Genomic DNA, 12,050 nt, shown 5'->3' with positions numbered 1-12,050 from the left:
GCGTTTAAGGTGGCGATGACGGCCTGTGTCAGGAAGCTGGTGACAATCCTGAATGCGATGGTGCGGGACAATAAAAAATGGGTGGCAGAATAGCAGTCAGCCGTTGACTTTGAACACAGCTGCTCACCCCAGCCCTCTCCCTAAATGGAGAGGGAGAAAAGCAGAGCCGCCTGTTCCCCCTCACCCCAACCCTCTCCCTAAATGGAGAGGGAGAAAAGCAGAGCTGCCTGTTCCCCCTCACCCAGCCCTCTCCCCAATGGAGAGGGCGAAAAGCAGAGCTGCCTGTTCCTCCTCACCCCAGCCCTCTCCCTAAATGGAGAGGGAGAAAAGCAGAGCCGCCTGTTCCTCCTCACCCCAGCCCTCTCCCTAAATGGAGAGGGAGAAAAGCAGAACCGCCTGTTACCCTTCACCCAAGCCTCTCCCTAGTGGAGAGGGAGAGAATCCTGACACTGCGTCGTATGATGCCCCTCAGAATGCACCCCAATATACCGCTGATAGCGATTTGCTTTCAGATAACACAAGTCCACCAGCACCAGCCCATCCACGCAGTTGTTGAAGGCCGGATCGCTGCCGAAATCGATAAACTGCACGCCACCCGGTTCGCAGAGCTCGGAATACTGTTTGTAGAGCGGTGGAATGCCGCAGCCCAGATTGCCGAGCAGGGATTTTAGCTTTGTCAGGTCGTCGACGTAATCCTGACCGTCAAATTGGGCGAGTACGTCAGGCAAGGACGCGGGATACGGTTGGCGCGACACGGCTAACGGATGGTTCGCCGGAAACCACAGACGGTAAAATGCCACCAGCAGATCGCGTGCGGCGGGGGGCAGTCCGCCTGAAATCGAAACCGGGCCGAACAGGTAGCGATACTGCGGGTAACGCGCCAGATAAGCGCCAATCCCTGACCACAAATAATCCAGACCACGGCGGCCCCAGTAGCGCGGCTGGATAAAGCTGCGGCCAAGCTCGATCCCGTGTTCCAGTACGTCTTCCATTTTGTCGTCATACTGGAACAAGCTGAAACTGTACAACCCGCCCAGTCCCCGATCTTCGACCTGTTTTGCCGTGGGCATAAAACGATACGCACCGACGATCTCCAGATCGTCGTTGTCCCATAGAATCAAATGCAGGTAATCGTCGTCATAGCTGTCGGTGTCCCGACGCTTTCCGCTGCCTTCGTCCACGGCGCGGAAGGAGATTTCGCGCAACCGCCCCAGTTCGCGCAAAATCGGGGCGTCTTCCTGCCCGTTGCGCTGCCACAGGTAAATCGATTTGCCATCGCTGGTGGTGCCGAGGCATTCGGTGCGCATCAATTCGCGCTTAAGCGTTGCCCGGTCTTCCGGGCGCGCAATCGCGCACTGCGTTTTGAACGTTCCCGGCAGTCCCTTGCCAAGACGCATCACATGCTGGCGGCACTGCTCGGCCATCTCACGAGGTGAAAGCGTGGCGCTGAACCATTGGCTCCAGGCAATCTGCTGCCCGATTTTGATCGGCAATCGACTGTGCTGACGGCGGAACATCTGCTGCATGAGCAGCAGCATCGACAGCGTAGGGGATACCAGCGTGCTGGCGTAAAACAGCAGGCTGTTGTGCGCCTGAATGTGCATGGGCAGCAGCGGCACACGCAGTTTGTTCGCCAGTTTGATAAACCCCGAGTGCCATTTTTTATCGCGAATACCTGTGCGCGTTGGGCGCGAGACTTCGCCAGCGGGGAAGAAAATCAGCACACCCGCGTTTTGCAGATGCTGTTCCATGTGCATCAGCGAGGATTTGGCCGTTTTACCGCCCATGTTATCCACTGGGATAAACAGCGAACTCAGCGGTTCGAGGTGCGATAACAGACGATTGGTCACCACTTTGACATCGCGGCGAACGCGCGACACGGCGTACATCAGCGCCAGACCGTCCAGCGTGCCGGTGGGGTGGTTAGCGATAATGACCAGTGGGCCATGTTCAGGGATTTGTTCGAGGTCGTGAGCGGGAATGGTGCAGATAATATCGAGGTGTTCAAGAACCTGTTCCACCATATCCAGCCCTTTCAGGTGACGGTGGGTTGCGGCGAACTGCTGGAACTCTTCTTCGTGGAATAACCGTTTTAACAGACTTTTTTGCCAGGGTGCGGGCCTCGCCTGAGGCCAAAGATCATCAAGAACGCTATCGAGACTAAACATGAGGGTTTCTCCTACCGTCTTGCCGAGACAGTAGAAGGGCGAGATGTCGTTTGTATTGCAGTTGGGTGAAGTTTTATGAGGGGGCGATTCCCCTCCCCGTTCAGGAGAGGGGCGAGCGCGTTAACGCAGGATTTTTTTCTCAGCCAGATCGAGTGCGAAGTAGCTGAAGATCAGATCCGCGCCTGCGCGTTTAATCGCGCCAAGACTTTCCAGAACGACTTTCTCTTCGTCAATCGCCCCGGCCTGTGCGGCGAATTTGATCATTGCGTACTCACCGCTTACCTGGTAGGCACCTAGCGGCAGAGTGGTGCGCTCGCGGATATCACGCAGAATATCCAGATAAGCGCCCGCCGGTTTGACCATCAGGCAGTCTGCGCCTTGCGCTTCGTCGAGCAGGGATTCGCGGATCGCTTCGCGGCGGTTGAGCGGGTTCATCTGATAGGTTTTACGATCGCCCTTCAGCGACGTGCCTGCGGCTTCACGGAACGGGCCGTAGAAGGAGGAGGCGAATTTGGTGGAGTAGGACATGATGGCGGTGTCGGTGAAACCCGCTGCGTCCAGCGCCTGACGGATTGCCTGCACCTGACCATCCATTGCGGCGGAAGGCGCAATAAAATCCGCCCCGGCAGCCGCAGCCACGACCGCCTGTTTGCCCAGGTTCAGCAAGGTTGCATCGTTATCGACGCCGTGATCGCACAAGACACCGCAGTGGCCGTGCGAGGTGTATTCGCAGAAGCAGGTATCGGACATGACAATCATTTCCGGCACCGTCTCTTTGCAGATACGGGACATGCGCGCGACCAGACCATTTTCTTTCATCGCATCGCTGCCGGTGGCGTCGGTGTGGTGCGAGATGCCGAAAGTCATCACTGAGCGGATCCCCGCGTTGGCAATGCGTTCGATTTCACGCGCCAGATGCTTTTCGGGGATGCGCATCACGCCTGGCATCGCGTCGATGGCTTTGTAGTCATCGATCTCTTCTTCGACGAAAATCGGCAACACCAGATCGTTTAAGGCCAGTGTTGTCTCTTCAAACATAGCGCGCAACGCAGGGGATTGGCGTAGGCGACGGGGACGTGCAATTAAATCGGTCATGATATGCCTGATGTCTGGAGAACAATGCGGGATAGTGTACTCGAAATCCCTGCATGCTGTTTTACGAAAGTGGTTCTTATGAAGGCAAGAATGGGGGAACCCTGTACCCTGGAATGTCGTTAAAACGTGCAAAGGCATTATCGCGCGTGATTTTACATCGGTTATCAAGGTTACTGGCATCTATTCATATTAATTCTCAAAATCCGTGGTTGTATTGCTTAGGTATATATATATGGCTAGCTGATATTTCCTGAAATAATATAATCCTGGTGTAATTTATTGTGTTTATAGCGTTTTCTCGTTTCACTTCTTCCTTGTTTTTATTTTTTATGATTATTGTCTGGATACGGACTTAATTGAATCATTCATTGAACCTTTTTCAATTCAGACTGCATAATTCCCTTCGCAATATATTATGTCGCATTTATGTTTTGACGGAAAAACTGCTTACGTCCCTGAGGAGGGATGACTCAATGCAAACATGGAAAAAGAAACTCGTGGTATCTCAAATTGCATTAGCCTGCACATTGGCTATCGCTTCTCAGGCTAATGCTAAAGATATCTCCAACAGCACTTACGATACTTTCGGGTATGACAATACCGTAACTACCCCTTGGTATAATGGGTACGCTGACTGGGATAGCTCTGATGCTACACATGACAGTGATATCTATCCCGTTATCAATAATTCCACGGTGAATGGCGTTATTTCCAGCTACTATCTTGACGATGGAATTAATGGCCGTGCGAATGCGCTGAGCATTTCTAATAGCACAATCAATGGAATGATTACCTCTAAATGCATGACCACGTCTTGCGATAATGGCGTTGACCCAGACGGTACAACGCATACGCAATATGATCGTTTTAGCCTGACAGTCGATAATACGACGATTAATGATGCCTATGAGCATTATGCTTATGATGTTATTGATGGCGATAATACCGAAACGCATTATCAGGATACTTACGCGCTCGGTAATGCGATTACTCTTGATGTCGAGTCCGATATTGTTATTCAAAATAACTCGCACGTTGCTGGTATTACGCTAACGCAGGGATATCAGGAGCTGGATAATACCCCTTATGATGGTACTGAAGGCGTCGCAAATAGCACTAACATCTTTACCGATACGCTGGTAGTCAAAGATTCAGTGTTAACCTCTGGTGCTTACAGCGATTTGGGGACGAGCGGTTTTTACGGCCAAAGTGCGAAGCCAAGTGATTACGGCGAAACCAATGCCACGGCTGCGGATGACGCGGCATTAATTGTGGCATCGAGCGACGTAGATAACGCGATGCAGACAACGGCAACGTTCGATCACTCTACCGTGACAGGGGATATTCTTTTCTCGAGCACATTTGATAACAACTTCTTTGAGAACGGCGATCCGGCGACTGACACCACCGACGATGGTATCTATAACCCGACGACCAACGGCTGGGACGACACCGATAAACTGGATGTCACCCTGACTAACGGCAGCAAATGGGTGGGCGCAGCGCAGTCGAGCGTTGAGGCTATCAGCCCCGCGCAAATGTATGGCCTGGGCTACAGTGACGCTGACTGGACCACGCTGTCACCTAACAGCATCTGGCCGGATTCCACTTTCAACAGCGACGGTCACGTCTCTGGCGAAGAGGTGTATCAGAGCGGCTTGTTCAACGTGACGCTGGATAACGGTTCCGAGTGGGACACGCGTAAAACCTCTAACATTGATAAGCTGACGGTGAATAATCACTCGCAGGTCAACGTGGAAAACTCGGGTCTTCTCGCGGACAGCATCACAATGACCAACGGCTCGTCGCTGAATATTGGTGACAGTGGAGCCGTTGCCACGGATAGCCTTTATCTGGACAGCTATAGCCTGACCACGTTGACGGAAGAAACGGCGCAGCTCTATGCCAATACCATCACTGTGGATAATGGTGCAGAATTGGCACTGGGTCTGGGTCAGGTTGACACTCATAGCATGGTGCTGACCGACGGCGGCGTGTTGAATGTAGCCAGTCGCGATGAGGTATTGAATTCCGATCTGAACAATGCGCGTTATGTTACCAACGATACGAGCAAAGCGGATTACGACTATGGTGTCGTGGCGCTCAACTCTGATGGTCATTTGGCGGTGAACGGTGACGTCGCGGGCAACTATAAAGTGCGTATCGATAATGCGACGGGTGCGGGTTCTGTCGCTGATTACAAGAACGCCGAAATCATCCGCGTGTATGACAACAACACGGATACTCAGGCGAGCTTTACGGCGGCAAATACAGCCGATTTAGGCGCATATAAGTACAAGGCGCAGCAGAAGGGCGATACCGTTGTTCTTCATCAGGAAGCGCTGACCGACTACGCAAATATGGCGTTGAGCATCCCCTCCGCGAACACCAATATCTGGAATCTGCAGCAGGACACAGTGGGCTCGCGTCTGACCAACAGTCGTCACGGTCTTGCGGATAACGGTGGTGCGTGGGTGAGCTACTTCGGTGGCAGTTTCAACGGCGATAACGGCACTCTCAGCTACGATCAGGACGTCAGCGGTATTATGGTCGGTCTGGATACGCAGATTGATGGCAATAATGCTAAATGGATTGTCGGGGGCGCGGCGGGCTTTGCAAAAGGCGATATGAGCCAGGGTCTGGTCAGGTTGATCAGGATAGCCAGACGGCGATGATCTATTCCTCTGCATATTTTGCTAACAATATCTTTATTGATAGCTCCCTGAGCTACTCTCGCTTTAACAACGATCTTACTGCCACGATGAGCAACGATCAGTACGTGGACGGCAACACCACCACGGATGCCTGGGGCTTTGGTCTGAAGCTCGGCTACGACTGGAAACCCAACGCGTCAGGCTACATTACGCCGTATGCGGCAGTGTCGGGTCTGTTCCAGTCAGGCGATGACTATCAGTTAAGTAACAACATGCAAGTAGACGGCCAGTCTTACGACAGTATGCGTTATGAAGCGGGTCTTAATGCGGGCTACACCTTTAATTACGGTAGCGAGCAGGCATTAACACCGTACTTCACTCTGGCATATGTCTATGACGATGCGGGTAACGATGCGGATGTTAACGGGGACAACATTGACAACGGGGTAAAAGGTTCCGCTGTACGTGTGGGTCTGGGCACACAGTTTAGCTTCACGAAAAACTTTAGCACCTATACCGGTGCAAACTACCTGGGTGGCGGTGATGTTGACCAAAACTGGGGCGCAAATCTGGGTGTGAAATACACCTGGTAATGCCAATAAGCGGGGGTGGTTCATCCCCGCTTTTTTTATCACTCGATAATAATGAAACAGAACCGATAAGTATGGATGCCTTGAGGTCTGCATGAATCCCCACGCGAAACCCCTTTCTGAATTTAAGCGGCTTGAACAGTGTCTGAAAGCCGAAAGCACTCCTTTCAGCGTTTCTCCTCAGCAAATTCTTGGTGATGGCTTTTATGACGACGATCATCACACTTGGTTTTTACAGACGGGTGTCGTGGCAGTCCATCGAAAAACTGACGATTTACTTGTTGGAATCGTGAAGGCGCCTTTCATTTTCGGCCTGACGGCTGGCATGGTAAAAAAACGTCAGGAATATACGTTGATTGCACAATCGCCCTGCACAGGATTTTATCTGCCAGCAATAACCACGCATCATTGTCTCCAGCAATTTCATCTTTGGCGGGATGCATTTGGCTGGCTGTCATGGATTAACCTAATGATGGAAAAGCGGGACATGAACCTGGTGGGAAATAACTCCTACAGCCAGATCAGGTCAGTGTTGCTGGTTATGGCAGAGTGGGATGAAACGCTGCGCTCAAAAATAGGCGTGATGCATCACATTCAGCAAAGTACAGGTATTTCGCGCTCGGTTGTTGCGGAGGTGCTGGCCGCGTTGCGTAAGGGAAATTATATCAATATGAATCGGGGCAAACTGGTCAGTATTCACCGTTTGCCCGCGGAGTATTAAACGATCAGGAGGCGGGGATCACTTTCGCCTTATTCTCGCTCAATTCAGCGACCAAATTATTAATTCCGTCGCTCATATTGGTGAAGCGGGTATTCGGCGATCGGGTCACGACCACGAAGGCCCCGACATTGGACTGCGGGATCATCGCCATGTAGGTAATGAAGCCGCCGCCGCCACCCGTTTTCTGAATAATGCCAGGGCGGCCATCTTTCGGGGCCATATACACCCAGCCCAGGCCAAGCGCATCGGCTTTACCCGGCACGTCCATACCGATAACGCGGGTCAGCTGGCTGCGTTTGTAGATGAGCGTTTGCATGCGGTCAGCCTGATTGCTGCGCGCGTGGAAATCAGACGACAGGAACTGCTGCATCCAGCGCATCATATCGCCAGGCGTGGAGTAAACGCCGCCGCTGCCGATGGCTGCGAGGGTGTTGTTACACGGGCTGGCCCCTTTTTCCGCCACCATCAGGCGTTTGCACTGATCCGGTGACGGCGTAAAGGTGGTGTCTTTCATGCCCAGCGGGCGGGTGATTTTTTCTTCAAACAGCTGCGGATAGGGCTTGCCGGATGCCGTGGCTAACGCATCGGCGAGCAAATCAAATGCAAGGTTTGAATAGGCCGCCTGTGCACCCGGCGCGGTTTTCAGCGTCGCTGTCGTCAGGTAGTTCCAGCGCTGTTCGCGCGTGGGCCAGACGAAAACAGGACGATGCGCGGCACCGCCTGGCTGTTCACGCGGCAGCGCGCTGGTATGCGTTGCCAGATTCACCAGAGAAATAGGTGTGCCCTGATACGTCGGGACGCGGTAACCCGGCGGTGCGTATTTGCTTAAGGGATCGTTGAGTTTCACCACGCCTTGATCGAGCAGTTTCACCAGCATTTCGCTGGTCATCAGCTTCGTTAACGATGCAATGCGGATCACGGAATCCAGCTGCGGATGGACATTGTTACCCGGTCGCGTTTCGCCAAAGCTGCGGAATACGCGCTGGTTGCCGTCAATCACGACCATTGCCATGCCGGTGGCACCGCTGCCGTAATAAATCAGATTGGCGTAACGATCCGCAATATCGGAGGCGAAAACGGGGGCCGTGATCGGCTGAGCAGCCTGAACTGTGGAGAGGCTTACCGCACACAGCGCGGCAATGGAAAACAGACAACGTTTCAACGAAAGCATCCATGAAGTGAATGAACAAAGTAATGCGTATTTATACTACTAAACGGCACGGCGCAATGGGCCGAATAGCATAACGATAGCGGGAAAAACGTAACCACGAGTAAATATGAACATTTTCGTTGCACGCATTCTCCAATTTTGTGACATCAGGCTTATGATAAGCGTAGGTGCAGCTCAATTTGCGGAGAAGGTTGATGGGTGAAAAGCGTGTGGTGATGGTTGTCGATATGCAGCAAGGGGTTTTCGAAACGCCCCGTATTCAACGCGAAGCGTGCGTGTCGAAAATTAACCAGCTTGTTCAGGCCGCCGATACGGTGATTTTTATTCAGCATACCGAAGCGGGTGGGCTGGAAGAGGGGAGCGAAGGGTTTGCCCTGTTGCCAGAAATCGATCAGCCGTCAGGCGCGTTTTATGTGACTAAAACCGCCTGCGATGCGTTTTATCACACCACGCTTGATGCTCTGCTGCACGAACAGGACATCACGCATTTTGTGATTTGCGGGTGCGCAACCGACTATTGCGTCGATACCACGCTTAAAAATGGCGTTAGCCGGGGATATCACATCACCGCCGCGGAGGATGCCCATACCACGGCCAATCGCCCGGCCGCGCAGGCGCACATCCTGATTCAGCACTATAACGACGTCTGGCGTACGTTGACCGCGCCCGACAACCCACCCGCCGTGAAACCCACAGAAACAATTCTGGACGACTGGAAAGCGAACTAACCCTTAAAGCCCTGGTCTATTTTTTGCCCGAGCCGGTGAACGGCTCGTGGAAGTCATGTGTCGTGCATAGCAATGAGATAACAACAAGAAGGAAATCCTATGTTTAAGTCTTTTTTCCCAAAGCCGGGACTGTTTTTTCTCTCGGCCTTTATTTGGGCACTGATCGCGGTCATTTTCTGGCAGGCGGGCGGTGGGGCATGGCTTGAGCGCCTGGTTGGGGCGACGGGCGATGTCCCTATCAGCGCCGCGCGTTTTTGGTCGCGGAGCTATTTACTGTTTTATGCCTATTACGCCCTGTGCGTTGGTCTGTTCGCCCTGTTCTGGTTTACCTATTCCCCGCATCGCTGGCAAAAATGGTCCGTTTTAGGTACGGCGCTGATTATTTTTGTCACCTGGTTTTTGGTGGAAGTTAGCGTGGCCATAAATGCATGGTACGCGCCATTCTATGACCTCATCCAAAAAGCTCTCAGCGCACCTCACAAGGTGACGATTGGAGAATTTTATAGTGGGCTGAATATTTTTCTCGGTATTGCACTGATTGCTGTAACCGTAGCCGTATTGAATAACTTTTTCGTGAGTCACTATGTTTTTCGTTGGCGAACTGCCATGAACGAATATTACATGGATAACTGGCAAAGATTGCGTCATATCGAAGGTGCTTCTCAGCGTGTTCAGGAAGATACCATGCGCTTTGCTTCGACTGTTGAGGATATGGGTGTCAGTTTTCTCAATGCGGTTATGAAACTGATCGCGTTTCTGCCGATACTTGTCGCGCTATCGGCACATGTGCCTGAGCTTCCTGTGGTGGGTCATCTTCCATATGGTTTAGTGTTCGCCGCACTCATATGGTCCATTGTGGGAACGGGGTTGTTAGCTGTCGTAGGGATAAAGTTACCTGGTTTACAGTTTAAGAATCAGCGTGTTGAGGCGGCATATCGTAAAGAACTTGTCTATGGTGAAGATGATCCCACACGTGCAACGCCTCCAACCGTCAAAGAATTGTTCAAGCATGTTCGTTTTAACTATTTCAAGCTCTACTTCCATTACATGTATTTTAATATCGCGCGAATTCTGTATTTACAGGTGGATACGGTTTTCGGTTTAGTCTTGCTCTTTCCATCGATCGTGGCAGGGACTATTACGCTGGGGTTGATGACTCAGATAACAAATGTATTTGAGCAGGTTAGAACTTCTTTCCAGTATTTAATTAATTCATGGACTACGCTTGTCGAGCTGATGTCTATCTATAAGCGTTTGCGCAGCTTTGAGCGCGAGCTGGACGGTCAGGATTTGCAGGAAGTTACTCATACATTAGGTTAAGACAGGGAATCGCTATGCCATTTGCCGTATCACGAACGTTACCTTTATCGCTGCTTGCTGCTCTGGTGCTGGCGGGATGCGCTGAAAAGGGCGCGGCACCGCTGAAAAAAGGTGAAAAGCCGGTTGATGTGGCAAGCGTGGTGCGGCAAAAAATGCCGGCCAGCGTGAAAGACCGTGACGATTGGGCGATCGTGCTGGCGAAAACCTTCGAGAGCCAAAAAATTGCGCCGACCGAGGAGAATATCTGCTCGGTGCTGGCGGTGGCGCAGCAGGAGTCAATGTATCAGTCCGATCCCGCGGTTCCCGGGCTGAACAAAATTGCCTGGAAAGAGATCGACCGACGTGCCGAAAAAATGCACGTCCCGGTGTTCCTGGTGCATACGGCACTCAAAATCACCTCGCCAAACGGTAAAAGCTACAGCGAGCGGCTGGATACGGTGAAAACCGAGAAACAGCTCAGCGCCATTTTTGATGACTTTATCAATATGGTGCCGATGGGGCAGACGCTGTTCGGATCGCTTAATCCCGTGCATACCGGCGGGCCGATGCAGGTCAGCATTGATTTTGCAGAGAAACACACCAGCGGTTACCCGTGGAAAATCGATGGCACGGTGCGCCAGGAAGTGTTCTCCCTGCGCGGTGGACTGTGGTTTGGCACCTATCATCTGCTCAATTATCCGGTTAATTACAGCGAGCCGCTGTATCGTTTTGCCGATTTCAACGCGGGATGGTATGCGAGTCGCAACGCTGCGTTCCAGAATGCGGTGAGCCGCGCAACAGGAACAAAACTGGCGCTGGATGGCGATCTGATTGCTTACGGCAGCAGCGAGGCAGGAACCACAGAACTCGCGGTGCGCAAGCTGGCGATAAAGCTGGATATGACCAACAGCGAGATACGCCATCAGCTGGAAAAAGGCGACAGTCTGGCGTTCGAGAAAACGGATCTCTACCAGCAGGTGTATAAGCTTGCGGAACAGAAAAGCGGCAAAACGTTACCGCGAGAAATACTGCCGGGCATTCAGCTTGAAAGTCCGAAAATCACCCGCAATCTCACCACGGCGTGGTTTGCAAAACGGGTCGACGACCGTCGGGCTCGCTGTATGTCACTTAACCAGACGTGAGTGATAACGGCGCCAGCGCAGTACCAGCCCGACAACACCGAGAATGACGCATCCAATCAGGAACGGAATCACACCGAAAATGGTGCTGACGCCTAAACCAATATCGACGCGCGGCCGACCGGTGTCCTGAACTTGCATCAGGTGTTCATAAACGCCTGGCGCGTGCACCAGAATGTTCAGAAGTTGGGAACCCGCCCAGAAGCAGAACAGCACAAACAGGGCATAAGCGATATTACCCGGCGCGGAGGTTTTGGAACGCTTGCCGCCAAAAATCGGCTTCGCCAGTGTAAAGTCTGCCATATAAACCTCCCGATATTGATTCTGGCCGAGTGCCAGTCGTACAAGGTGAGTCTGACAGGTCATAACATTTGTCAATATCAGAATCGTGGTAATTTACGCTCAGGATTCCTCCTGGATTGTCGATTTCTGCATCACATCACAGTTTTTTAACTTAAGTTAAATTCATGCGTATTTAAGAATTT

General features: G+C 52.1%; 8 protein-coding genes and 1 pseudogene. 5 read left to right on the top strand and 4 right to left on the bottom strand.

From position 1 onward, the window contains the following. Positions 1 to 422 precede the first annotated feature (422 nt). Both ACKI5T_RS04270 and hemB read right to left on the bottom strand, forming a co-directional pair. Complete coding sequence (locus ACKI5T_RS04270) at positions 423 to 2,168, bottom strand: lysophospholipid acyltransferase family protein (RefSeq protein WP_407435770.1); 1,746 nt, start codon at positions 2,166 to 2,168, stop codon at positions 423 to 425. A gap of 120 nt (positions 2,169 to 2,288) precedes the next feature. Then, a complete protein-coding gene (hemB, locus tag ACKI5T_RS04265) occupies positions 2,289 to 3,263 on the bottom strand; it encodes a porphobilinogen synthase (RefSeq protein ID WP_407435768.1) in 975 nt (324 codons plus the stop codon). Positions 3,264 to 3,736: 473 nt separating this feature from the next. Between hemB and ACKI5T_RS04260 the strand changes: the two are divergent. Next, positions 3,737 to 6,510, top strand: a pseudogene (locus ACKI5T_RS04260) (autotransporter outer membrane beta-barrel domain-containing protein). Positions 6,511 to 6,601: 91 nt separating this feature from the next. Beyond that, the gene (locus ACKI5T_RS04255; RefSeq protein WP_407435766.1) at positions 6,602 to 7,228 is read left to right on the top strand and encodes a helix-turn-helix domain-containing protein; all 627 of its coding nucleotides are present in this window, start codon (positions 6,602 to 6,604) and stop codon (positions 7,226 to 7,228) included. Between the two features lie 4 nt (positions 7,229 to 7,232). Here the strand turns inward: ACKI5T_RS04255 and ampH are convergent, their stop codons facing one another. Continuing rightward, positions 7,233 to 8,399: a D-alanyl-D-alanine-carboxypeptidase/endopeptidase AmpH gene (ampH, locus tag ACKI5T_RS04250; RefSeq protein WP_407435764.1), complete on the bottom strand. Its 1,167-nt coding sequence runs from the start codon at positions 8,397 to 8,399 to the stop codon at positions 7,233 to 7,235. 194 nt (positions 8,400 to 8,593) lie between these two features. On the opposite strand from ampH, the gene ACKI5T_RS04245 reads away from it, so the two are divergent. The 3 genes from ACKI5T_RS04245 to ACKI5T_RS04235 all read left to right on the top strand — a co-directional run bounded on the left by ACKI5T_RS04245 (position 8,594) and on the right by ACKI5T_RS04235 (position 11,568). Next, the gene (locus ACKI5T_RS04245) at positions 8,594 to 9,127 is read left to right on the top strand and encodes an isochorismatase family protein (RefSeq protein WP_407435762.1); all 534 of its coding nucleotides are present in this window, start codon (positions 8,594 to 8,596) and stop codon (positions 9,125 to 9,127) included. Positions 9,128 to 9,226: 99 nt separating this feature from the next. Further along, a complete protein-coding gene (gene sbmA, locus ACKI5T_RS04240; RefSeq protein WP_407435760.1) occupies positions 9,227 to 10,447 on the top strand; it encodes a peptide antibiotic transporter SbmA in 1,221 nt (406 codons plus the stop codon). Between the two features lie 14 nt (positions 10,448 to 10,461). Continuing rightward, on the top strand, positions 10,462 to 11,568 hold the full coding sequence (locus tag ACKI5T_RS04235; protein ID WP_407435758.1) for a DUF1615 domain-containing protein: 1,107 nt from the start codon (positions 10,462 to 10,464) through the stop codon (positions 11,566 to 11,568). Here ACKI5T_RS04235 and ACKI5T_RS04230 read toward each other — a convergent pair. Next, positions 11,551 to 11,868, bottom strand: a complete 318-nt coding sequence (locus ACKI5T_RS04230) for a DUF2755 family protein (protein ID WP_012016253.1) — start codon at positions 11,866 to 11,868, stop codon at positions 11,551 to 11,553. The genes ACKI5T_RS04235 and ACKI5T_RS04230 overlap by 18 nt on opposite strands. Positions 11,869 to 12,050 lie beyond the last annotated feature (182 nt).

It is taken from the genome of Lelliottia sp., from assembly GCF_045627565.1.
In the GTDB taxonomy this organism is placed as follows: domain Bacteria; phylum Pseudomonadota; class Gammaproteobacteria; order Enterobacterales; family Enterobacteriaceae; genus Enterobacter.
This window is presented reverse-complemented; position numbering and strand designations above follow the sequence as displayed.

Excerpts from the sequence above, each read along its gene's own strand:
- ACKI5T_RS04270 (WP_407435770.1), bottom strand. The coding sequence starts at position 2,168 with ATGTTTAGTCTCGATAGCGTTCTTGATGATCTTTGGCCTCAGGCGAGG.
- hemB (WP_407435768.1), bottom strand. The coding sequence starts at position 3,263 with ATGACCGATTTAATTGCACGTCCCCGTCGCCTACGCCAATCCCCTGCG.
- ACKI5T_RS04255 (WP_407435766.1), top strand. The coding sequence starts at position 6,602 with ATGAATCCCCACGCGAAACCCCTTTCTGAATTTAAGCGGCTTGAACAG.
- ampH (WP_407435764.1), bottom strand. The coding sequence starts at position 8,399 with ATGCTTTCGTTGAAACGTTGTCTGTTTTCCATTGCCGCGCTGTGTGCG.
- ACKI5T_RS04245 (WP_407435762.1), top strand. The coding sequence starts at position 8,594 with ATGGGTGAAAAGCGTGTGGTGATGGTTGTCGATATGCAGCAAGGGGTT.
- sbmA (WP_407435760.1), top strand. The coding sequence starts at position 9,227 with ATGTTTAAGTCTTTTTTCCCAAAGCCGGGACTGTTTTTTCTCTCGGCC.
- ACKI5T_RS04235 (WP_407435758.1), top strand. The coding sequence starts at position 10,462 with ATGCCATTTGCCGTATCACGAACGTTACCTTTATCGCTGCTTGCTGCT.
- ACKI5T_RS04230 (WP_012016253.1), bottom strand. The coding sequence starts at position 11,868 with ATGGCAGACTTTACACTGGCGAAGCCGATTTTTGGCGGCAAGCGTTCC.